Source organism: Sphingobacterium sp. Ag1, assembly GCF_000988325.1.
Lineage (GTDB): Bacteria > Bacteroidota > Bacteroidia > Sphingobacteriales > Sphingobacteriaceae > Sphingobacterium.
The window spans coordinates 107,954-131,913 of the sequence record NZ_LBGU01000040.1; the positions used below are offsets into that span (position 1 = coordinate 107,954).

The window sequence follows — 23,960 nt, forward strand, 5'->3', positions numbered from 1 at the left end:
CGATCAGTGGGGCATGTACAAACGAAACGTTAAAACTGCCCCTTTCGTTTAAATAGATAAAAGCTGATCAATAGAAATACAACAACCATCACCATGTTGCAGTAATCGAGCCGTGCAAATGAGTCATTTTCGGATAGGATGTTCATGACCGCATTATAAGCACCCGTATAAGGTATAAAATCCGAAAATCTTTTTTGCGCCACCAGCACTGAAAACACCAACATAAACATCCCTACCCCAATCGGGTAAATAAAGCTTCGGAACAATAGACTTAAAGCCAGCTGGATCATCCCAATAGCTGATAAGGTAATGAAAAGCTTCAGAAATGTATAAAAAATCACCTGCCTATAGTCGTAATTCTGGAAACCAAGGACGGGGTAAATCAGACTGAGCAGATAGCCGCTGATCAAAAATGCAGCGTACGCAAAAAGAATTGAAAAAAGTAATGTTAGTAGAATAAAGGTCGCTTTGGAAAAGAAAATATTCGATTTACTGATGGGCACAGTAAAGAGTATTTTATAATTGTTATTCTTATACTCCACATCACAGCAAGCATATACAAACAAAGCGACAAGAATGGGGTAGAGTAAATAAAAAAATTGAAATACATATCGACCCAATAAGACTTTCCAGGGATTGGGAATGGCGCTGGCACCACCCGAATTGACAATATCATAGATAATATAAGCGCTAATCGCAAAAATGAGCAGCATAGGTGCGATCAAGACCCCAAAAATTTCCCTGTTACGAAGAAGTTTGTACTTTTCAGACAAAAAAGCAGTATAAAATGTATTAGTCATTTGCACGAGCGATTAGGTTTATAAAAATTTGTTCAAGATCAGCACCACGGGATTCCAGCCCATAAATAGCAATCTGCTGTTCAACCAATGATTTGATCACAAAATCAAATTGCTGATCACCCCCTATATTGACGATAACATTTTGACCATCGATCTTAACGGTAGAAAAACCTCCATTCTGCAAAATAGAAACTGTTACAGCAGGATTGGATGTCCGTAAGAACACTTCCCGGTCAACCTGTCCCAGCAGCTCATGCTTAGTTCCTTGGAAAATCATTTTCCCACCTTCTATGATACCAATGTGCGTTGCTATTTTTTCAAGCTCACTCAAAATATGGCTTGAAAGAAAGATCGTTTTACCTTGTTCATTGAGGTGACAAAACAAGTTGCGCATTTCCACAATACCCTGTGGGTCGAGACCATTTAATGGTTCATCCAGAATGAGTAATTGGGGATCATGAAATATCGCCATTGCAATCCCTAACCGCTGTTTCATACCCATAGACAAAGCACTCGTTTTTTTCTTTTTCTCCCGATGAAGATCAACCATTTCCAATACTTCATCAATGCGTTTATTCCCTTTTTTATGAATGATATCCAAATACTTTAAATTTTCAAAAACGGTTAGCTTAGTATAATAACAAGGCGATTCGATCAGGTTTCCAACATTCGTATAGATACGTGTTCGATTTGTCCTAAGACTATTTCCCTGAATAAAAATCGCATCTGCCCGGTCCTCCAAAAGTCCTAAAAGTAGCTTGATTGTTGTCGACTTTCCAGCCCCATTTCGCCCGAGATAGCCATAAATACCCTTTTCTGGCACCTGCAGACTGATGTTATCCAAGATTGTTTTCGTGCCTATTTTAAAGCTAAGTTGTTTTGTGAGGATACTTTCCATTGATGTTAGCGGTAAATTGGATCTTTATTGATATCGATATAGAAAATGCCGTCGATGAATTCGTGCCACCTTCTATCTTCATCCATCCCTTGATTGATGACTGAACTGAAATTCTGTTTTAAAATACTATTGTTGGACAACTCCCGAAGATCCAAAAAGAAATAGGGCGATTTGGTAGCATGAAATACATTTTCTACCGCAAGTTTGCCTACGCGATCAACAATGCGTCCAGTTTGATTATATCTTCCATAGGAAGTAAAATCCAAGCTATAAACCTGATTACCGTACCTCCTTTTTATATAAGCACTGAGTGGAAGATATTCCTTATTATACGGAGCAGCAAAATTATACGGAGCAGCAAAGCTATGGATATTGGCACACCAGACGATTACTTTTTTGCCAGCATACAGGGAATCGATCTGATAGCATAGATTTTCTGCCATCAGGGAATCCCTAAAATGCATGCTCTGCATTGATCCCGATTTATAGCGCCAAGATTTGTCAAAGTTATTTCTCATATCGGACAGGTATCGGCTATAGATTAGGTGCTCATTGTCTTTTACACCCCTGCTGATCACACGGCTCAATGCATCCAATTCTGCTAAAAACTTTTTCTTTTGGTCCGCATCGAGCTGCTTGCTGGCAAGACGTTCATATGTCAGGTATTCCAGTTTGTTTCTATTTTTTTTCAATAACGGATACTTGGTTGAATCAATCCCATTTTTGACTAAGAAATCTTCTAATAATTTCGCCCGCTTATCAGACAATTCCCTACCCGAAAACTGAATATCAAACCCACCGAGAGAAATAGGATGCTGGGATGTCTTCGTATTTTTATAATAAGTTAAGAGCAGTTGATTTTCCTCATTTTGCCACCAAAAGTCAAATAGACCGATTCCGCCCACCGATTTTACTTGAGACCGACTCGTGAGGGTATCCATCTGTGCATTCATCATCCACATATCATATTGCCCCGCCTCATATAAAACTACGTCATAATCGAGATGCTCATGCAGATAACGGATGAGCCTGGCTTTCGCTTTGAAAGTCTCGCCATCATTGTGCAACATTTCACCCAACATCAAAATTCTATTATTTTTTAGCGTAGCATCAAAAAAGCGTAGATCCGAAAAATTACTATCGGTCATCAAGATACTTTTGATTTCTTTTTTATGGCGATTCACTTCGGTTAATAATGTTGCATGATTAGCCATGGGCGTATCATTATAGACAAGCTTATTAAACGATAAAATTAGAACTGTAGTTATCGCAAGTGCACATAAAACACCTCTCATGCATTTCAGCTTATATGATTCATAATTGATCTATCTACTGCGTATCACGCTAAAGTAGAATACATTTTAACATAAGATGATCATTTTTTCTTTTTCCACAAAAAAATTATACAAAAAAAATTAGAAATACCCTATAACTACAAAAAGGCGGTTAAGTGAGTGTATCACATAACCGCCTTGCTTGCTTGCTTGCTTGCTTGCTTGCTTGCTTGCTTGCTTGCTTGCTTCGTAAAAAATATAGCAGGAGAAAATTAATACCCTACATTTTGTTTCAACGTTCCTTTACTGTTATCGATTACAGCTTGCGGAATTGGCCACAATTCATTTTTTCCAGCTTTGAACGTTCTATTTTCAGAGAAAAAACGGTCCGTTAACGACGTGTAAGTAACCTTGCCTGTTTTAGGATCGACCGTACCTTTTGACAGCGCGCCATTGACAGGACCGTTCATCACATCTTTGGCTATTCCCCAACGAATAATATCAAAGCGACGACGTCCTTCTCCTGCGAATTCTACACGCAGCTCACGACGAACCAACTCACGCAGTTTGCTCTGACCACTGTAAACGGCTTTATCTACTTTTGGCATCTTTGCACGTAGACGAACCAGATCGATATTGTCATACACGCTATTGTCAATGATACCCAATTCGATCTTTGCTTCTGCATTTAACAAAAGCATTTCAGCATAACGCATCACAATAATGTTAGTGCCCACGTTCCAAATGTTCGCATAACTGCTCGGATTTTGGATATATTTTTTATAGTTGTAAGCTGTGCTAGAAGCATTATCTGGACCAGATGGATAATCTTCCGATTTCGGATCCAGCGGATCGAAATATTTACCATTATACAGCGCTCCCGGGTAAACAATTGTTGCGCCCAGGCGTGGATCTCTTTTTTCATATGGATTGGCAGGATCGTACGATTTTGACTCGTCAATCGTTTGTCCATCGGCAGTTTCGTAAGCATCTACCAGACTCTGTGTTGGTACAATAGACCCCCAGCCTCCCATGGAATTGGGCAACATAATACCAAGTGAAGTATATCCTTGAATATTTACCAAATATTCGATATTCATCATAACTTCACTGTTGTTTTCATTTGCCTCTTCAAATAGGGTCCCATAATCATCGAATAATTTATAATTAGCCGAAGAAATGATCTCCTGTGTCGTATTGATGACATCCTGGTGTTTCTTTTCAAAAGCATAACAGCGCGCCAATAGACCAAGGGCAGCACCTTTTGACATCCGCCCGCCCCCTTTAGCGAACGACAAATCTGCTGCAGCTTCTTTCAATTCTTTTTCCACAAATTCCAATACTTCTTTTTGCGTATTTGCAGGCACGAACGAATTTTCTGTGGTCAAAGTTTTCGTAATGATAGGTACTCCCCCAAATAAGGTCGCCATATCAAAATACTTATATGCGCGTATGACGCGTACCTCAGCGGTCAGCCGTTTCTTTTTTTCAGCATTAACCGGCGATTTTTCAATATTTTCAAGGATATAATTAGCACGACGGATATGCTCATACGTATAGCGCGCCTCTGCATTTCCAGAGTTTGTCGGTGTTGCCGTGCCATTTCCCAAAGCCTGGAATCCTTCCCAAGGGAAATCACTATTGGAGTTATCCGAAGTACAGTCCATGTAAAAGATCTGTGTACCGTCTTCCCAAGCAGATCCTTCGGCCAGCTTACCGTCGCTTCCCCTTGTACCGCTGTACAAACCTGTTACAGCAAAATCGGTTTCTGCTTCCGTTTTCCAAAAATTATCAGCATTATATGCATCCAACGGTTCCTGATCGAGTTTTTGACAAGAGAACAGTAAGGTGGCTACGCTCAATGCGATCGTTATATTTCTAAGTTTCATGATTTTCAATTAAAAGTTTACGTTAAGACCAAACACATTTGTTTTCACCTGTGGGTAGTAATTACCTCGAGAATCCGCTGGAGCCTCCGGATCAAATCCTTTAGCAAAACCAGTAAAAGTCAAGAGGTTTTGCCCACTATAGTATACCTTGGCCCCTTTAATACCGATTCTATCCGTAAACGTTTTTGGTAAGGTATAACCGAAGGTAATGTTCTTCAAGCGGACATAACTTGCGTTCTGTATCCAAAAATCGGAAGGAGTGCCTGAAGGACTATTTTGTGACCAACTGGTCAATGCCCTCGGCATAGATCCATTTGGATTGGTCTCTGCATTGAAACGATCTGCAAAAATGGTTGTCGGTTTATCCGATCCCGAGATCCCGCCAATGGCTTCACCCCAAAGATACCCTTGTACTTTAGCAGCCCCTTGGAAGAATAGGCTCAGATCAAAGTTTTTATAACTCATATTGGAGGTCAGACCAAAGATAAATTTTGGATCAGGCGAACCTAGATATACACGGTCATTTCCATCGATTTTTTTATCGCCGTTTTGATCTTTATAGATAATATCGCCAGCACCTACAGTTCCGTTCACGCCTTGAATACCACTGTTTTTATATTCTTCGTCCGAGCGATAGATTCCAGCAGTTTCGTAGCCATAAAACGAACGGATTGGTCGGCCCTGCTCATAGATATAGAACGTTCCATTGACCTGAGGTTCGTCACTAGCCCATTTTTTGATCTGGTTGTTAATATAAGAACCATTTGCGGCAATGCTATATTTGAAATCTCCGATACTATTTTGATAGTTGACTTGGAGCTCTACCCCATTATTTTGCACTTTTCCTGCATTTTGGTAAGGTGCTGGAAGACCATATAAATTCGATACAGGCAGTTTTAACAACACCCCATCAGTTTTACGGTCAAAGTATTCAAATACAAAGCCCAGATTATTTTTGAAGTTCAGGTCCAAACCAATGTTAGTACTTGTCGTTGACTCCCATTTCAGTATTGGGTTTGCCGATTCAACGATAGCTCCGCCGGAACTAATCTCACCGCCAAAGGAGTAATTATAACCAGGAGAGATGGTAAATAAGCCTGGATAATAAGCGTCTGAAGAAGGATATGAATTGTCTGATGTTGCAGCTAATTGTTGGTTTCCGAGTTTACCCCAACCGCCTCTTAATTTCAATTCCGAGATTACATCAGACAAAGAAGATTCTTTAAAGAAATCTTCCTGAGAAATACGCCATCCTGCTGAGAACGATGGGAATGTACTCCAACGATTGCTTCCCAAGAATCGCGAAGTCCCGTCACGTCTCACATTAGCTTCCAATAGGTACTTATCTGCAAATGCATAATTGATACGGCCAAAGAAAGAGCGTAAAATTAGCTTTTTGGCTCCTCCATCGACTTTCATTCCGTCCTTGCTGCCCAAATTTAGTTCAGAAAAATCATTATTCAAGAACCCTTGCGCATAAGCACTGGAGTAATCTGCACGGAATGTTTCATCCATAAAACCGCCTAAAACATTGATCTGATGATTACCAATCTTTTTATCATAGGTCAACAAGGTTTGAAAAGTCAATCGTTCGGATTGGAAGTTATAAACAGTCAGATTATTCACCCCTTGCTTAGGTCCCAAATCACCGTTCGGTGCATAGTATTGGATGTCCTTGACAAATTTGGAAGACATATTGTCGATCGGTTGAAAACCAACAACCTGTTTGATCTTCAATCCATCCATAATCTTAAATTCACCGGAGAAATTGACCTGTGTATGTTTATAGATCATATTGTCCTTTGCCTCCAGATCCATCCAAGCAATTGGGTTACCATCGCTACCACGACCATATACACCATTACTGTATTTATAAGGAATAAAACTAGGAATACGGTTTACCTGTCTAAAGATCTGTGCCATGTCACCTGTATAAGGGTTTACGGGTTCGGTAATACGTTGATAGTTATACGCCAGTCCTAAATCAAATCGAAGCCTTGAAGACACTTTTGCACCGACATTTGTCCGTAAATTATACCGGTCCGAACTCGCTACTTTAATAACTCCTTTCTGCCCTAGATAGCCTCCGGAAGCCATATATTGTACATCTTCTGTTCCACCTGTAACCTGCAAATTATGCGATTGTTGGAAACCCGACCCATTATACAACAACCCTAACCAATCCGTATTGGGATGACCATCCGGATCAGATCCATTTTTAAAAAGTTCTAAATCCTGTTGGGAGAAACGCTGTGTCTTCCCTTCATTTTTAAGGGCCTCGTTTAAGATGACGGCGTGGTCATAAGAGTTCATATATTCCGGTAGACGTGTTGGATCCTGAATACCAGCATAGCCCGTATAATTCAATTGCGGTTTGCCACTTCCCCCTTTTTTGGTCGTAATCAAGATAACCCCGTTTGCAGCCTTAGATCCATAGATCGCTGCACTAGGTCCATCCTTCAGTACTGAAACACTTTCAATATCGTTGGGGTTGATGTTATTCATCGAGCTTTCTATTCCATCGACAATAACAAGCGGATTTGCATTATTGATAGTACCTAGACCACGGATTCGGATAGTACCGTTATCTTTACCGGGTTGTCCCGAATTTTGAGTAATTGTTACACCCGAAAATTTACCCTGGATCGCCGAAGATACATTGGTAACGGGACGGTCCTGTAAATCCTTTGACGTGATCGCCTGTACCGCACCAGTTAGATTTACTTTCTTTTGTTTGGCGAATCCCACAACGACCACTTCTTCCAAAGCTTCATTGTTACTTTCCAGCTGAATTGACAGGGTCGCCCCTGTAACAGTTACTTCTTTAGTTTTATAACCAACGCTACTAACAAGCAAAATATCACCCGCTTTCGCTCGAATTGTAAATGTCCCTTTTGCATCTGTCGATGTCGATATCGAGGTGCCTTTGACCGAAACAGTCGCAGCCGAAAGAGGACCATCTTCTGCGGTTACTTTCCCGGTAACTTGGTTCTGAATGGCCTCGTTTGCTGTATGTTTAAATGCAATCGGCATTTCTGAGGCCCACAAACTTTGCGAAGACGCAGCAAGAAGAGCAATAGCAAGCAGGCTTACCTTTTGGTTACTTGTAAATTTTGAAATCATAATTAAATAGTTAGTAAAGTTGAATCTGTCAGTTTAGTATTAGATTGACATGGTTCAGCCAATTAAATTAGAGGGATATTTTATGGGAACAAAATAGCGGTAGCACGAAATCGATTGCGTTATTTGCGCAATCGATTGACTTTTATTTATTGAAATTCACATTGTAACTTTTTTAGTATAAAGAAGCATGCAACCGACTGCATCCAAACTGGAACGCTATTGTTATTTTAAAAACAAATACTTATATGTTCCATTAATACTTTATTAATAGACTATTAATTGGGCTAATCGATATTTACCGGGATAACTTAATTATAAATCAATATGATCGCCCAAAGGCTCAAATTCCATCTTCCTGGCATCTGCCCACTTTTTTCGGTAGGCCCGCTATTCCCACAAAACAATACGACTCCTATAACGGCCTCATTATGGCTGGCTACCAAGGCTGGTTCAATAGTCCTACCGATGGTGCAGACCGCGGATGGTATCATTACCGTGGAAAAAACGGATTCCAACCTGGTTCTACGAATATCGATTTTTGGCCCGACGTCAGCGCATATAAAAAGACCTATGATAGCCGCCGAAATCCTACCCAGCAGTACTGGTCCGGTCTGTATCAGCTATGCCGATAACAGATCGAACGGCATGGAACAAAAGGTACAGCAGTCTTGATTACCCCCGAAATGTTTCAATAAGTATGCATTCATCCATTGTTGAGCTACTTGCCACATTTTGTTCATTCGATTTAACGTAACGAAAATTCCTAGCCCGAATAGACCATAGAAAACAGCTGTATATAAACAAAAGCGCTGTTGATCGATGATCAACAGCGCTTTTTACCTTTTTTACTTTCTGACATACGCATGCTGGTAAGCAAGCGTTGTTAGTTTCCCCAATTGCGATTTGCACTATCCCCCATCACAAACTCCAAGGTACCACCTTTCAACACATCGGCATGGGTCAACTGTGGAACGTTCAGTGGCTGTCCATTTAATTTCGCCGACTGAATGTATTTATTTTTTGCAGATGCATTCTTGCCGATAATAACAAAAGATTTGCCATTAGGAAGCTGTATGCTCACCTTCTGGAAAAATGGAGATCCGATGCTGTAGGAAGTCGAACCCGGTGTTACAGGGTAGAAACCTATTTGGGAAAATACCACAAAAGCCGACATCCCACCACCGTCTTCATCGCCCGGCACACCCATTAGGTCGTTTCTAAACCATTCACCGATCAGCTTATGTATCCGTTTCTGTGTCATCCAAGGTTGTCCGGCGTAATTGTAGAGATAAGGAATATGCAAAGCCGGCTCATTCGCCATGGAAAATTGTCCAACATTACCTGTATGATCTGGAAGCTGCGCATAAAAATCAAATTTTGACCGACCCAAAGGTTGCTGGAACATCTCATCGAGATACTTGACAAACAATTCATTCCCACCCATCAATTTGATCAGATCCGGAATGTTGTGTTGTACATCCCAGCGATAGATCCAGGCATTGTTTTCACCATAATACTCCCGTGCTCCCTGTCCACCAGAAAACACATAGTCAAAAGGCATGATAAAATCTCCTTTGTCATCTTTGGGATGGAAAAATTTGGTCTGCTCGTTGAAAAGATTTCTATAATTGAAAGACTGCTTCATAAATAACTCATAGTCAGCCTGAATACCCAATTCTTGCGCAAGCTGTGCCAAGCACCATAAATCGTAAGAGGTACCCAAGGTTACTGCGACCGGTTGTCTCCGTTCAAAACCGTTTACTTCGGGTATGGTTTCTTTTTCACCTGGATACAATGCTGGGATATAGCCTTTCTCCTTAAAAAATTCGTCTAGTTTTCCTGCGGCCTTACCGGACCATGGAGCCAAAGTCTTTTCTGTAATTGCACCTTTTGCAGCCAGATACGCTTTCTTGATATCAAAATTGCGCACTCCTTTGCGATAAGCATCCAATAAAGTTGCTACACCATGATTGGAATTCATCCGTCTACTATCGCCGGTAATCTCAGGGAAAGTAGGCAACCATGGCTGCTCCATTTGCTCGGACATCCGGACAAAAGAATTGAGGATCATGGACTCTGTGTTGGGATCCAAGAGTACCCGTAATGGGTGATGTGCCCGGTAAGAGTCCCAGATCCAGTCATCTGTAAAAAAAGGTTTACCTTCGTCCTGATGTACCTTTCCGTCGAACGCGCTGTAATAGCGACCATCTTCAGAAATGTTGACAGGCCTTTCGTAAGTGCGGTACAAAGACGTATAAAACACATGCTTATTGGACTCATTGTCGCCTTCTACAGCAATTTTACCTAAAGCATCGTTCCATATTTTACGTCCTTTTTCGGCCAGCTTCTTTTGGTCAAAGTCGCTGATTTCACGCTTCAAATTGGCTTTTGCTTGTGCCGCATCAATAAATGAAACACCATATTTCATACGTAAGCTAGTCCCTGCTTGATTAAACTCCAGTACCAGACAAGAATTCTTACCAGCAGCTTCAGTGGCATTTTCCAATTGTTGGCCTTGCATTCGCTTCACGGCAACAGGTTTGGATTCGGGAACGGCATAAATATACACATGCGTGCCATTACCAATATCCTGCATACCCGAAAGTCCCTGACCGTCCCATTGAAGTTTCCCCTCCTGTGAATTGAACTGCAGGTATTTTGTCGAAGTTGACGGAAAAGTAAAGGTATACATCCCCGACTGATGCGACAACGCATAGTCTACCTGAATATTCTCTTGATCCAATAACACGGAATACGCATACGGATGAATTTCCTCCTGATCGTAACTGTACAATTGTACCGGTTTCAAACCGCTTGGCAATTTTACCATTGGACTAAGATTGAATGCCGATCTTCCACGATGGCTGGTAACGATAAGCGGCAGACCGAACAGACGGTCTGACGTATAGTCTCCACGCTCGGGATAAACGCGCAAAAGGCTGTTTGGCAAGTGAACCGTTGGGTAGGTCGGTACCAATAAATGACTGATGTTCCCCATGTATGGATTAACATAATCAACATAATCTTTCGTCATTCTAGCTTGGGAAAAACCTTTTAGCATACTGACCGAAAGAAGAGAACAGCAACATATTGTGCGTAACAATGTATTGGTTTTACGTTTGATATTCTTCGTTAGCATTTTAAACAATTAAGTGTTCGATGGTTTAAGGGCGAAACAGTTGTTCCGCCCTTAAAGTTAATTTTTTTTGGCAACATATCGTCTTCGTGTCCATCGATTATTTGGGGCCTGTCAGTACACCAGTCTGCTTTACCTTCTTAATACTGCCGTCCTTATTGAACTCCAAGCGGTCTACGCAGATGGAACGAAGCCAATCGTTGAATTCGCCATTTTTTTGTGACAATTCACTGTTATGGTAGAAAGCGTACCATTTACCTGTAAACTTTAGGATAAATGTCGATTGATAAAGCACGTAAAAATATCGCTACGCTCAGCACCATAATTGCTATGTTGAGGGATATTACCTATCTTCGACAAGCCTAATCCGACAAGGAAAAGCACAACATACACCAATTTATTCTAATGTGATTATCATGAATATCCTAAAATCCTACCTGCTAATCATTATCTCTATTTTTTTTCACATGCACAGCCAGGCACAGCTTAATCCAAAGATCATCGATCTGTCAAACTATGGCGTGCTTCCAAATACAGGCAACAACAGCACTGCATTGGTCAATAAGGCCATTCAGTCTATTCTCAGCAAGATTGGCAAGAAAGAACCTATTATTTTAAAATTCAAAAAGGGGCGCTATGACTTTCATCCAGAAGGAGCGCTAGTCCGCGAATACTACATTTCCAATCACGATCAGGACAACCCCAAGACGGTAGGCATGGCATTTGAAAATTGCGATAACATCACAATCGATGGACAGGGTTCAGATTTTATTTATCATGGCAGGATGCTGCCTATTGCATTGATTGAAAACAAGAACTTAACGCTGAAAAATATCCACATCGATTTTGAGCGTCCTCAGATCTGCCAGGTTAAGATCCTACAAAATGATAGCATCAACGGTACAATCACGTATCAGACTGCTCCCTGGGTAACTTACAAAATTAAGGACAGTATATTTTACAATACCGGTGAAGGTTGGGAATTAAAACCAACATCCGGTATTGCCTTTGAAGAAAAGACCAAGCGTATTGTTTATAATACCAGCGACATCCGTGTTGGCACCAGCAAAGTAAAGGAACTTTCTCCGGGCGTAATACAAGCTCAGCAATGGAAGAACAGCAAACTTATACCGGGCACTGTCGTTGCCATGCGCGCTGGATTTCGTCCCAGCCCGGGCGTGTTTGTCCATAAAGGAAAAAATATAAGACTAGAAAATATCTCCGTCCATTATGCCGAAGGCATGGGCTTGTTAGCTCAATTAACGGACAATATCACCTTAGAAGGTTTCCGAATTGCTCTTCGCAACGATCAGGATCCACGTTATTTTACAGCGCAGGCTGATGCTACACATTTTTCGGGCTGCAAGGGAGTCATTGTCTCGAAGAATGGGCTCTACGAAAATATGATGGATGATGCCATCAACATCCACGGCACTTACCTCAAGATCACCAAACGACTGGATGACAAAACTTTGATTGGCCGTTACATGCACGATCAATCCTACGGATTTGACTGGGGTTACAAAGGGGATACTGTCCAATTTATACGATCCAGTACCATGGAACTCTGGGACCAAAAAAATAAGATCCAATCCATTAGCGTTTTACGCGAGAAAACCTCAGATCCAATCCGCGAATTCAAAATCACCTTAAGTACTGCTTTGGATCCAGCTATTGACCCAACAAAAATGGATATTGGCATCGAAAACCTCACATGGACTCCCAGTGTACTATTTAGCGGCAATACCATTCGTCACAATAGAGCCCGGGGCGCTTTATTCAGTACGCCAAAAAAGACCCTGGTAGAAAACAACCTGTTTGATCATACTTCAGGTACCGCTATTCTCCTGTGTGGCGATGCCAATGGTTGGTATGAAACTGGCAGCTGCCACGATATTCGCATCCGAAAAAATACGTTTATCAATGCCTTGACCAATATGTTCCAATTTACCAATGCGATTATATCGATCTATCCAGAAATTCCGGATTTAAAAAATCAGCAGAAATACTTCCATAGCCACATCATCATCGAGGACAACCACTTTGAAACCTTCGATAAGCCTATTCTTTATGCCAAATCGGTCGATGGATTGGTCTTCCGCAACAACCAAATCAAGACCAATAAGGAATATCCTGCATTTCATTGGAATAAAAAGCCCTTATTTTTTGAACGTGTCGCAAATAGTAGCGTTTCCAACAATACTGTAAATGGTAAACAAAGTGATTTACAAAGGTTGGATCAATAATAAGTCCCGATATTTAAACTATAAGCTGTCCCTATGTTATTTCACAAAAACAATTTATCATTCACCCTTGCGGTGTTATTTATGGGCATGTATGTAGGCGGCCATGCGCAAACTGTCAACCGAACTAAAGTTAAGCAAAAGCACCAATCGGTATCCACAACAGAACGCCCCAATATTGTCGTGTTTTTTGTGGACGACCTCGGTTGGCAGGACATGTCCGAACCATTTTACAAGGTCAAAACACCAATCAACGAAAAGTTTCATACCCCCTATCTGGAAACATTGGCCAAAGAAGCCATTAAATTTACCAATGCCTATGCAACCTCAGTGTGCACACCTTCCCGAGTGAGTTTTCTGACCGGTTTAAATGCAGCTCATCATCGTGTCACCAATTGGACCCATCCCAAGGCTGACACACCAACAGATAGCAAAGATGAATTGTTGAATCCACCAGATTGGAATATCAACGGACTAAGCCCTGTGCCCAATATACCACATACGATATATGCCACTCCATTTCCAAGCATCCTCAAGGCCAATGGTTACTATACCATTCATGTGGGCAAAGCACATTGGGGATCTGCCGGAACACCTGGTGCCAGTCCGTTGAATTTGGGCTTTATGGTCAATATTGCAGGCCACTCCGCTGGGCACCCCCAAAACTATTATGGCGAGCAGAATTACGGTAATATGCCTGGTAAAGCCAGTTATCAAGCTGTGCCTGATTTGATGGAATATCATGGTACTTCGACATTCCTAACCGAAGCGCTGACTCGGGAAGCCCTCAAGGCACTCGAAGAACCTATACGCCGTAAAGAACCTTTTTTTCTTCATTTTTCCAACTATGCGGTGCATGTGCCGATCCAACCAGATCCACGTTTTGTACAAAAATACCTCGACCGCGGCTTAGATTCTACTGAAGCTGCTTACGCGTCTCTAGTCGAAGGTTATGATAAAAGTATGGGTGATATCGTACAATTTCTCAAAGACAAAAACCTGTACGATAATACCGTCATTATTTTCCTGAGCGACAATGGCGGACTTAGCCTCAGCCCGATGCGCACCGGACCAAGCCATACACAGAACCTCCCTTTAAAAGCCGGTAAAGGGTCGGTTTACGAAGGAGGAATCCGGGTTCCGCTGTTAATCAAACAGGCCAAGAAACATCCTGCAAGTACAGAAGCTAGCCCTGTTATGGTCGAAGATCTCTTTCCAACAATTCTCAGCTTAGCCAAAATAGAGCACTATCAGCTCGTACAGGAAAAACCAGATGGAAAAAATCTTTTGCCATTAATGGAAGGCAATAGGTCCGACAATTGGAACAGCCGTCCATTGGTATGGAATATCCCCAACAAGTGGACCGTGCCAGACGGCCCTGGAATTAACTTTTTCTCGGCAATAAGACAAGGTGATTATAAGTTGCTTTACGACATGAAAAATGGAAAGCTTGAACTTTACAACCTGCAGCAAGATATCGGTGAGCTCAACAACCTTGCCCCAAAAATGACGGGTAAAACCAGCGAACTCAGCAAATTACTTTCGGATCAGCTCCGGACCTGGAGGGCACAGTTGCCGACCTACAAAGCTACGGGACAGCAGATCCCCTATCCCGATCAAATTAAGCTGATGGATTAAAGAGGGCTGCTTGGTGATTTATCACAACGAAGCCCCGACAATACATATCGGGGCTTTGTTTGTTTATCCTTTTTTCTCTTTTTTTGCGGATTCGATCAGCTCACGCATTTCTAACTTAATGTAATCAACATTAGGGGTCGATCCTGTTAGCATATAGCGAATATTACCGTCCTTATCCAAAATAAATTTGGAAGGAATACCGTTTATACCCAATTTACCCGCCAACACTTTTCCTGTTTCCGGATCTTTCTGATCATCAAAAATCACCTCAAAAGGATATTGATTTTTGTCGATAAACTTCGCAACATTCTCTTTGTAATTTTTATCGCGTTCCCAGGTATTCACAAAAATAAATTGTACATCTTTATCATTCGCATAGAGCTCCTGCGCTGCTTTCATTCCTGGAAACGAACGTACACAGGGCTGACACCAGGTTGCCCAAAAGTCGAGTACGACAACTTTTCCTTTGAGGCTAGCCAAGCTGACTTTATCACCTTTCAAGTTTAACAATTCAAAATCAGGTGCCTTCTTGAAAACCTCATTTCCTTTGATGTGTTCACGAATATTTTTAACAAGCTCATCCTTAAGAGTGGCATTATATTGCTCATAACCCGCTAAAGTACCATTGAGTTCGCCGTACAATTTCTTCAACTCGGCCTCAGTCTCAAATTGACCTTTGGCGTAGAGCCTAGATAAGATATTATAGGCCTCAAGCTTGCGGTTGACGCCTAATAGCGCTTTTGCATGCACTTTCGCCAACCCATCGGCTTGTTCAGGTGCTGCTACCAAAGCCTTATCAATATAGTCAAGTGCCTCCCGATATTTTCCTTGTCCAACTAAAATATTGACGTAAGCCGACATCGCGCTGGCATAGCCCATGGAAGCAAATCTGGCTTTATTATCTTTCTGTTCTTCCGGCAAACTGATATAGTAATAAGCATCATCCATTGCGGTCTTAAAAATTGGCGCGGCAGCGGCTGTATCTCCAGCAGCTAATAACGCTTGTCCCGTTGGCAAATAACCATTTCCTCGCCAGAAACGCTCTTTCATTTCACCTAAATAATACGTTGCTTTTTTAGCGTTACCGTCTTTTGCAAAAGAAGTCGCCAAAGATCCCAACACATAATCATAGGTTAGTTCATCACCAGGAAAATTAGCCACTGGCCATTTTTTTATCAACTCTAGGTAAGCCTTTTCTTTAGCCGCAGTTTCTTCTGCTTTGTAGAACACATTTGTCAAAAATGCTTCCCGTGTAATCTTGCCTTTCGGATATTTTTTAGTCGCAATTTTCTCCAAAGCAAGCTGTTTGTCTTCCTTTTCCAGTGTTCGTAGGACATTGATTGCCGTACGGTATTCATCTTCTGAATTATATTTTTTTGATTCAGCAAATAAGGCATTTGCCAAGGAGTCTTTCCTTTCGGCATTTCCACCATTGGCAATCTGGTAATAACGTTCCATTTTAGTACGGTCCACTTGTTGGGCAAGCACTGTTCCCGAGGCCAACAAAAGGCCTATCATCAATTTAAATTTCATGTTAATCTGTTGTATAATTAGTATTTATATGCTAAGTCAATGATTTTCCCAAACCCCGTGAAGGTCTTATCCAGTGACTGGATGGCGCCTGTCGCGCTCACTTTAAAATAGTAGACTTTTCCTTCTGTCCCATTCCAAGTCGCCACAATCAACCGCGGCAAGCCCTGACCATAGCCATGCCGTTCAAATTTTATTTTGCTGACAGTTTCATTCGTCGGCAGTTGATATTCCACGGTATAACTATTAGAGGTCACCTCATACCGATAGAGCTTTGCATCGGCTACATAAAAGATATGTGGAGATAAAGTAGAACAGCTGAGATCGGCTGCTTTGGTCAAACCTGGAGCGTCCAAGTGTTGTTTGGCCACATTTATAGTTGGCTCAGCAGCGGTTCGCGTGGTTCGAAATTGCAGCAAATAGGCTTCAGAACCATCTGTCGTGCGCATAATTGCATTGCGGACAGTACTTACATTGGAGGAATCCAGTTTAATCAGATCCATGCCTACGTTATTCATGTCAAAGAGTGCCGTATTCTGTGAAGCTGCATCAAAAGCATTGAGGTTGCTGGAAGTAACTGCATAAAAACACCTATTCAACCGATCAAATACAAAGACATTGTAGGTATCCGAATAATTGGCACCCGATATATGTTGCGCGGCTAGATTATACGTGTATTCATGCGTTGAAGACTTCATTTCAGCTCCAAATTTTTTGGCTCCGGGAAATCCACCGACCATATTGGGATACAGTTTACCGTCGTTAATCAAAAGTCCAAGATTGTTACCCCCAGCTCCACCCCAAGCAATATACTCAGGTTTGATCGTTGCTGGAGCTTGGAAAAATAGATACGCATAGTCAAAACGTTTCTTCATGGTATTGCCATCCAATTCAATGGCATCATTGGCCCCAACGATATAGAATTTCTTACCATCCTGTGCCACTCCATCTGAGATGGATTGGGGCGATATGCTAAAGCTTTTGGGATTAGCAATTGGGTAATTTGCATTCCTTCCACTATAGATATCATGGTATAATGTACCGTTCCGCAAAATCATGGAAAGATCAGCTTTTCCATTGCGGTCTTCCAAAAAGATCCAGCCTTGCGTAAATAAATCCTGAACCGCAAGCTGATAGAAACGAAATACAGCGATTCCGGTTTTGTTATTCGTCACTTTATAAGTCAATTTGTAATTTTCACCCAGTACAAAAATATCTGGAGAAACCGTATAATTCAGCGCTTTTGTTTTAGCAATCAAAGTACTGTCCTGTACATAACTTGCACTTGCCGAATTAAGGTAGACAAACCATTCATAGGAAAGGTCATTCGCATCCCCATCGTATGTAACCTGTGGTGAAAGCGTCAAAGCCTTCCCCTGTTGGATAAAGATTGTCGTGTCACTCTTTTCTTCAGGAAAACTAACCTTATCCAGCACAGTATAACTGTAGTTACCCTCATCTTTTGCACAGGAGAAATTTAACAGTGCTATCAGAGTCAGGTATAATAGCTGATATAATTTTATTTTTTTCATAATATTTCAGTTAGGGAATAATCACCCTGTTACCATTTTCATCGAACATCGGGCCGTTGGCCTTTTCATATTCGTAAATACCTAATCGTGCCTGAGCCAGCATCCGATTGCTATCCTGTGGAAACAATCCTCCCTGGTTCCAATTAGTATAATCGAGCAACTGTGTCAAAAACAGGATCTTCGTATTGGAATAGTCTCCAAACAGATTTTTCCAATAGGAATCCCAAATGCTTGGTTTTTCCAGTTTATCGGTTAAGGTGAAACGCCAGGTCAATCGGTCGAGCACTGCAGATACGGCCTTATCGTTATATCCAGGTTTAAAGTCAGCATTTGCTATAATTTTTAATTCAGCCGTAACAACGCTATCCTTGAGCCCTGCACGTCTAAAAAATATGACGTCCACAAGACCATCAGATGCATTGGCCGGAATTACAGCATGCTCAAGCTTAAAGTGATAACCTTCTTTTGCTGTAGAACCTGCTGTCAGTGCAATGGCTACGGGACGGTCAATATTGCGGGGCAAGCCAATAATCCGAAGTGGAATTTGAACGGTATCCGTAAGGATATCTTTCGATTGAAAGGCAAAGCTATAGTTTACGCTATCTACCCGTGTCCCTGCATAACGCTTATCTATATAAACTTTGGGATCACTGTCATCGAACATCAATTTATCGTCCTCCTTACATCCGAGTAAAGTGAACAGCAGAGCAGCACATGCTCCAATAAAGGTGAGTAATCTTTTCATCATGCTGTCTAGTTCAGGCCAAATTCAATTTCATTGTCCGGTAAGGGGAAAACATATTTGCTATTATCCATGGTACCCCCAACGCTATTTTGTAGTGTGCTGTAGTTTTTGCGCTTATAGTAGTACCATAATTGCCCTTCAGCATAAAAGTCTTTGCGATATTCTTTAAATAATTCACCTTCTAGCAATGTAGGCGTACTGATGGTACTCGCAGATAAAGTCGGTATCAAACGTGCTGTACGCACTTTATTGAGGTAGCTCAATGCTTGCTCCAACGTTTCACTCGCCTCTGCAGCAATATAATACATCTCCGAAAGCTTAATCACAGGAACCAGCTTTTGATTAACATTTGTCACATTGTTGCCGACATAATACTTCGTATTATAAACTGTTGTGGCATTAAATTGATTCCAACGGCTGTTTGAAGCTTGTGGCCCACGGATATCAATGGCATGTCCGGCAACAGCGATCTCATACCAGTTATTGAGGTTGGTCAATGTGGTAAATAAATCCTCATTTTCAGGAGCGCCCGCTTCTGTTTTGAAATAACGGTCCGATAGCTCTTTTAGGTTGGATTTGTAAATCGAAAAGATATGCTCCGTGCTAAAAATCGCATTGGAAGTGGTACTTGCTGCATTCACGGTGTTGGTATTGCCGTTCACAAATTCAAACTTTTGGCTATCGATTACTTCTTTGGCATATTTAAGCGCATTGACCTTATCGCCCCGATACAGATAGATCCTTGCCAGCAAGGCCTTAACAGCCCAAACATTCAGTCGGTTTTGACGAAACATGGTAAAGACCTCCAAAGAGGTATTCGCAGCATTATCTTTAATCTGGTCTATTGTCGGATATACGGCCAATAATGCTTCTGCCTCTTTCAGATCTTTCTCCAATAAGGCAAGTACTTCGGCTCGCGGGAGAACCTTGCCCGGGTTGACCGTAAATGCGGTCATATACGGGATGCTTGGACTATCCTCCGTAGGACTTCCTACTGGTGACGCAGCAAAAAGACGCAGCAGATCAAAATGAAGTAGCGCCCGGGTCGCCAAAGCCTCACCTTTAACTAGCTGATAATTTACTCCGGTAAAAAGTCCTTTATCGGCATCAATATCTTTGAGGATATAATTGGCCTGAGCGATGGTACTGTATTGTGTCGTCCATAAGCTACTCAATGTAGATTTAACTGTAGCGTCAGTATAATTATATCTTGCCATTTGCCCGTAGGTATCGGTATTGGCATTGGATTTACTCTGATAGAGCTGTGCCAGCACATCCAGGCATCCATAGCTAAGCTCTTTACCATAACTGTTTGCCTGCGCCATTTTCTGATAGATTCCGATCAGAGCATCCTTATATCCCTGTTCGGACGAAAACTGCTTTTCTTCGGTTGTTTGTGTACTGGGCTGTACATCTAGCCATTTGTTGCAGGATTGAGTTAAAATACCCAGTCCTATCACAAGCAATACACTATAAGCCTTGTTGTTGTAAATGATTTTCATCTGTGTTGCTTTTAAAAACTGGTGGATAATTGAAGTGTAAATGAGCGTGCAAAAGGATAGTCAAGGCCACGTTCCCGACGTATCGAAGACATGCGAAAAACATCATTGGAATACAGCGATATTTTAGTATTGCTCATACGCCAGCGTTTGGTCAATTGATCTTTGAAACGATAGAAGACTGAAACACTTTCCAGGGAAAGTAAATTGTCATTTTGCACAAATCGGGAAGTTGCGTAGGTAGGCGTACTGATCGCATAGCCATCGGCATCGATCAATCCCTTATAGAATACATGATCTCCTTGTTTCATCCATCGCTCCTCGGCAACTCTTCTATCCACATTGTAGAGACGTGCATTGACATTTTCTACCCGATCTGCGAGTGTTTGGTTATAAGCCTGTCCACCCAGCCTAAATCGGAAAAATGCATTAAACCCAATTCCATTGTATTCGAAATTGGTTCCGAAAGTACCCTCTACATCACTGCGCGAGTCTCCAACGATTACCTGATCCAGTGGATTGTATGTATTGGTCAATTTGCCATCCCTTGTTCTAAAAATCTCATAACCCGATGCGGGATCTATCCCTAGCGACGGTACCGCCCAGATCGCCGTTTGCGATTGTCCTTCTGCATAACGGGTAATCGGAAGAGAAGATAGCTTCTCATTGGCCGATTTATTTAGTGCAGCAATGGTATTGGAGACTTTGGTAATCTTGGTCTTGACCGAAAAGAGGTTAACAAAAACAGACCAGTTATTCCGGTTGGCACTGTTTGCCAAAATATTGTAACGGGTGTAAAGTTCCCAGCCTTTCGCCTCGAGATCGCCCATATTTTCTTTATATTGGTCAAACCCAGTCGATGGCGCTGTGGATATGCTCGCGATAGAACCTTCCGTTTTTTCGATATAATAGTTCGCTGTGAGATCAAAACGCTTGAAAAGTGTCAAATCCAATCCTATATTATTCTTCTGTGTCTTTTGCCAAGCCAAAGCGTTATTTCCAAATCCGAGTAAATAAGTCCCGATCATCCCACGGTAGTCTGTGGAATTGAAATACTGGGAGGTTGTTTTACCATAGAAAGAATCAAAATTTTGTGATCCCGTGTAACCGAAAGAATAGCGCAGTTTAAGCCGGTCTATTCCTTTGGCTTGTGCTAGAAAATGTTCTTTATGCAAGTTCCACCCAGCCCCTGCGGACCAGAATGGTGCAAATCTATTGTCACTACCAAATTGGGAAGATCCATCTAGGCGAAACGAAAAATCTAATAAGTAGCGGTTATCGTGCGCAAAAGAAAGGTTAGAAAACAGACCTGCCAAACGTTTGATATTCTCCGTTCCTTCTGGTTTTGTACCGGTTGCAAACTGAAGTCCCTGACTCATGTTGTCCATGCTCGAATTTGGAAAACCAACCACTTTGAACGTTTCAGTATGATTGTTTTCCTGACTAATATTCGCACCCAACGTTGCGAAAATCAAATTCTTGTCAAAGGTTTTATTGAAATTGGCAGAGAATATACCCTCATAACGTTGATTTTTACCATAACCTTTTGTGTAAGAACCCTTTTCAAAGGTTGTTACATTGGTAAAGGATGAATGTTGTGCAGGCAAGAAGCGATCTGATTCGTCGGCTTGATAGAGGTAAGCAAAAGTTCCCTTTAATTTTAACCAGCTGTACGCCTGCCATTCCAAGGCAAAATTATTGATTATACTATGGTAATTTGTCTGATCAACTAAGTTCAATGCCGCGTCATATAGCGGATTTACCGGTCTGCCCACATAACCAGTGAGATTGTCATAGCTATCAAAGTTCGTCAGGCGTTTTCCAGTTTCCTCATTAAGGATATCTTCGAGATATACCTTATAAGATCCATCAGCATTATATGGGGTCCAGTAGGGATTTAGCTGTGTATATTGTCGAAATGAACCATAAGGTGAATTGGTACCTTTATTAGACACTAAAGTCAGATCATTCTTGAAGATGAGGTTCTTGTATCTGTAGGCCAAAAATGTGTTTCCAGTCATCGTTTGGCGACTAGATCCTTTCATTACACCGGCATTGTTATAATAGTTGAGGTTGATTCCATACTGAATTTCCTCCCTTCCTCCTTCGAGATAAAGATTATGCTTTTGCCCAACACCGGTGCGTACCGGTTGTGCCAGCCAATCGGTATTGACACCAGAACGTACCGCAGCCAATCGGTTGTTATAAATAGTTTTTAACTGTTGATCGGTACTATTCCAACTGTAGTCGTATACGCCGATCTGTCGCTCAAGCTCGAGTTTTTCGGCCGCGTTGAGTACATCATACCCCTTTAGATCGGGTATTTCCAAGGTCATATTACCTGTATAGGTGACCTGGAGCTTGCCTGATTTTGGGCGAATCGTTTCGATCACCACGACGCCATTTGCCGCGCGGGACCCATAAATAGATGTTGCTGTAGCATCCTTAAGCAGATCGATGTTTTTGATACGCGTCAGATCGAGATCATTGATCCGGGATAACGATACTTCAAAACCGTCCAGAATAAACAAGGGGGTATTTGGATTATTCGAATAATTGAAAGGATTGCTTCCGCTGCTATTTGGATCGATAAGACTATTTCCTCCACGCAACGTGACCTCGGGTAATGCATTGGGGTTAGAACCCAAGTTGAGGTTCTCGGGCATTTGAAAAGATGGATCAAGTGATTTGATTGCCGATAGCACATTGTCGCTGCTCACATTTTGCAACTGCTCTTTGGTAAATGATCGCGCAGCACCCGTATACATTTCCTTTGGCCGCTCAAAAAGCCCGGTGACAACTACATCTTCAATCCTATTTTCAAGCGTTTTTAGCACGATCTTAAATTCGGATCTACCGGAGAGTGCAAGCTCCTGTGTTTCATAGCCGATCATTGAAAAAACTAGGGTAGACACCGGTCCAGTAACAGGCAATCCCCAATGTCCATTTTGATCCGTTGCAGTACTATTGCCCGATGGTGCCCCCTGCTCCTTTCCATTTTTGGTGAGAACAGTCACACCGGCAATGGGCTTACCTTGGTCATCTAAGACTATCCCGCCGATACGGCGAGGCTGTTCACGCTCATTTTTGACCTTACGCTGTTTGTCGTGATCCTCAAAAAGAACGACCCCCAAAGAAGTTTCCTTAAAACTCAGATTGGTTTGCCGAAGCATAAGCTGTAAAGTCTGGGCGACAGACCGCGATTGCCTATCCAATGTAGGGGCCATATATTGCTCCACCTGATCACTGGGGTAGAAAATAGTAATCCCCGATTTATTTTCAAGTTCCTGAAGAGCCTTTTTTAATGACATAGACGAAGATTCCATGTGAATCTTCACTGTGTTCATCCGTTGACCCAACGTTTCGGGCAGTGCCATCAATTGTAGCGAACTGGATAGCAACAAGCCCCCGATCAAATTTACTTTCATGGTAGATAGAAAGATTTTTCGATGTTTAGGGTTAAAGTGGGCAAAATAATCCCCACTTGCAAAAAACAAGAATTTTTGCATTATTTGTATTGGGTTTAATTGTTTGTCAATAATCGAATAAGCTCAGCTCCCTGTTTTGCTTCCTACGGCCAGGGAGTTTTTACTATATCACTTGCTGTTAAGTTTGTTTTTTCGTTTTCATTAGGCGTTGATTTTTAAGTTAAT

15 protein-coding genes are annotated in these 23,960 nt (G+C 41.8%); 3 read left to right on the forward strand and 12 right to left on the reverse strand.

Annotated features, from left to right (window positions below; genetic code table 11):
• Positions 1–29: 29 nt before the first annotated feature.
• The 5 genes from AAW12_RS14010 to AAW12_RS14030 form a co-directional block, all read right to left on the reverse strand.
• On the reverse strand, positions 30–800 hold the full coding sequence (locus tag AAW12_RS14010) for an ABC transporter permease (RefSeq protein ID WP_046674258.1): 771 nt from the start codon (positions 798–800) through the stop codon (positions 30–32).
• A complete protein-coding gene (locus tag AAW12_RS14015; RefSeq protein WP_046674259.1) occupies positions 793–1,698 on the reverse strand; it encodes an ABC transporter ATP-binding protein in 906 nt (301 codons plus the stop codon). The genes AAW12_RS14010 and AAW12_RS14015 overlap by 8 nt, the downstream gene beginning before the upstream one ends.
• Before the next feature lie 5 nt (positions 1,699–1,703).
• Positions 1,704–2,912 carry an erythromycin esterase family protein gene (locus tag AAW12_RS14020; protein ID WP_046674260.1) on the reverse strand — a complete coding sequence of 403 codons (1,209 nt, stop codon included), beginning with the start codon at positions 2,910–2,912 and terminating at the stop codon, positions 1,704–1,706.
• A 332-nt stretch (positions 2,913–3,244) separates the two neighbouring features.
• On the reverse strand, positions 3,245–4,861 hold the full coding sequence (locus tag AAW12_RS14025; RefSeq protein ID WP_046674261.1) for a RagB/SusD family nutrient uptake outer membrane protein: 1,617 nt from the start codon (positions 4,859–4,861) through the stop codon (positions 3,245–3,247).
• A 9-nt stretch (positions 4,862–4,870) separates the two neighbouring features.
• Positions 4,871–7,984: a SusC/RagA family TonB-linked outer membrane protein gene (locus tag AAW12_RS14030; protein ID WP_046674262.1), complete on the reverse strand. Its 3,114-nt coding sequence runs from the start codon at positions 7,982–7,984 to the stop codon at positions 4,871–4,873.
• Positions 7,985–8,412: 428 nt separating this feature from the next.
• On the opposite strand from AAW12_RS14030, the gene AAW12_RS26270 reads away from it, so the two are divergent.
• A complete protein-coding gene (locus AAW12_RS26270; RefSeq protein ID WP_197084040.1) occupies positions 8,413–8,616 on the forward strand; it encodes a hypothetical protein in 204 nt (67 codons plus the stop codon).
• Positions 8,617–8,867: 251 nt separating this feature from the next.
• On the opposite strand, the gene AAW12_RS14040 is transcribed toward AAW12_RS26270, so the two are convergent.
• Together AAW12_RS14040 and AAW12_RS14045 are read right to left on the reverse strand one after the other, a co-directional pair.
• Positions 8,868–11,123: a GH92 family glycosyl hydrolase gene (locus AAW12_RS14040; RefSeq protein ID WP_084823182.1), complete on the reverse strand. Its 2,256-nt coding sequence runs from the start codon at positions 11,121–11,123 to the stop codon at positions 8,868–8,870.
• A gap of 97 nt (positions 11,124–11,220) precedes the next feature.
• A complete protein-coding gene (locus tag AAW12_RS14045; protein ID WP_046674265.1) occupies positions 11,221–11,415 on the reverse strand; it encodes a hypothetical protein in 195 nt (64 codons plus the stop codon).
• A 121-nt stretch (positions 11,416–11,536) separates the two neighbouring features.
• Here AAW12_RS14045 and AAW12_RS14050 point away from each other — a divergent pair, with 121 nt between their 5' ends.
• On the forward strand, positions 11,537–13,366 hold the full coding sequence (locus AAW12_RS14050) for a right-handed parallel beta-helix repeat-containing protein (protein ID WP_053003695.1): 1,830 nt from the start codon (positions 11,537–11,539) through the stop codon (positions 13,364–13,366).
• 33 nt (positions 13,367–13,399) lie between these two features.
• Positions 13,400–15,001, forward strand: a complete 1,602-nt coding sequence (locus AAW12_RS14055; RefSeq protein WP_231585272.1) for a sulfatase — start codon at positions 13,400–13,402, stop codon at positions 14,999–15,001.
• A 63-nt stretch (positions 15,002–15,064) separates the two neighbouring features.
• Here AAW12_RS14055 and AAW12_RS14060 read toward each other — a convergent pair whose 3' ends face one another.
• Genes AAW12_RS14060 through AAW12_RS14080 form a run of 5 tightly spaced genes read right to left on the reverse strand, consistent with a single transcriptional unit; the run spans position 15,065 to position 23,735 of the window.
• On the reverse strand, positions 15,065–16,534 hold the full coding sequence (locus AAW12_RS14060) for a TlpA family protein disulfide reductase (protein WP_046674267.1): 1,470 nt from the start codon (positions 16,532–16,534) through the stop codon (positions 15,065–15,067).
• A gap of 17 nt (positions 16,535–16,551) precedes the next feature.
• Complete coding sequence (locus AAW12_RS14065; protein ID WP_046674268.1) at positions 16,552–18,063, reverse strand: PKD-like family lipoprotein; 1,512 nt, start codon at positions 18,061–18,063, stop codon at positions 16,552–16,554.
• 10 nt (positions 18,064–18,073) lie between these two features.
• Positions 18,074–18,811, reverse strand: a complete 738-nt coding sequence (locus tag AAW12_RS14070; protein ID WP_084823183.1) for a DUF4843 domain-containing protein — start codon at positions 18,809–18,811, stop codon at positions 18,074–18,076.
• 5 nt (positions 18,812–18,816) lie between these two features.
• Positions 18,817–20,310 carry a RagB/SusD family nutrient uptake outer membrane protein gene (locus AAW12_RS14075; protein WP_046674270.1) on the reverse strand — a complete coding sequence of 498 codons (1,494 nt, stop codon included), beginning with the start codon at positions 20,308–20,310 and terminating at the stop codon, positions 18,817–18,819.
• Between the two features lie 11 nt (positions 20,311–20,321).
• Positions 20,322–23,735 carry a SusC/RagA family TonB-linked outer membrane protein gene (locus AAW12_RS14080; RefSeq protein WP_046674388.1) on the reverse strand — a complete coding sequence of 1,138 codons (3,414 nt, stop codon included), beginning with the start codon at positions 23,733–23,735 and terminating at the stop codon, positions 20,322–20,324.
• Positions 23,736–23,960: the final 225 nt, after the last annotated feature.

Bases quoted from the DNA above. Each gene is read 5' to 3' on its own strand.
- AAW12_RS14010 (WP_046674258.1), bottom strand. From the start codon at position 800: ATGACTAATACATTTTATACTGCTTTTTTGTCTGAAAAGTACAAACTT.
- AAW12_RS14015 (WP_046674259.1), bottom strand. From the start codon at position 1,698: ATGGAAAGTATCCTCACAAAACAACTTAGCTTTAAAATAGGCACGAAA.
- AAW12_RS14020 (WP_046674260.1), bottom strand. From the start codon at position 2,912: ATGGCTAATCATGCAACATTATTAACCGAAGTGAATCGCCATAAAAAA.
- AAW12_RS14025 (WP_046674261.1), bottom strand. From the start codon at position 4,861: ATGAAACTTAGAAATATAACGATCGCATTGAGCGTAGCCACCTTACTG.
- AAW12_RS14030 (WP_046674262.1), bottom strand. From the start codon at position 7,984: ATGATTTCAAAATTTACAAGTAACCAAAAGGTAAGCCTGCTTGCTATT.
- AAW12_RS26270 (WP_197084040.1), top strand. From the start codon at position 8,413: ATGGCTGGCTACCAAGGCTGGTTCAATAGTCCTACCGATGGTGCAGAC.
- AAW12_RS14040 (WP_084823182.1), bottom strand. From the start codon at position 11,123: ATGCTAACGAAGAATATCAAACGTAAAACCAATACATTGTTACGCACA.
- AAW12_RS14050 (WP_053003695.1), top strand. From the start codon at position 11,537: ATGAATATCCTAAAATCCTACCTGCTAATCATTATCTCTATTTTTTTT.
- AAW12_RS14055 (WP_231585272.1), top strand. From the start codon at position 13,400: ATGTTATTTCACAAAAACAATTTATCATTCACCCTTGCGGTGTTATTT.
- AAW12_RS14060 (WP_046674267.1), bottom strand. From the start codon at position 16,534: ATGAAATTTAAATTGATGATAGGCCTTTTGTTGGCCTCGGGAACAGTG.
- AAW12_RS14065 (WP_046674268.1), bottom strand. From the start codon at position 18,063: ATGAAAAAAATAAAATTATATCAGCTATTATACCTGACTCTGATAGCA.
- AAW12_RS14070 (WP_084823183.1), bottom strand. From the start codon at position 18,811: ATGATGAAAAGATTACTCACCTTTATTGGAGCATGTGCTGCTCTGCTG.
- AAW12_RS14075 (WP_046674270.1), bottom strand. From the start codon at position 20,310: ATGAAAATCATTTACAACAACAAGGCTTATAGTGTATTGCTTGTGATA.
- AAW12_RS14080 (WP_046674388.1), bottom strand. From the start codon at position 23,735: ATGAAAGTAAATTTGATCGGGGGCTTGTTGCTATCCAGTTCGCTACAA.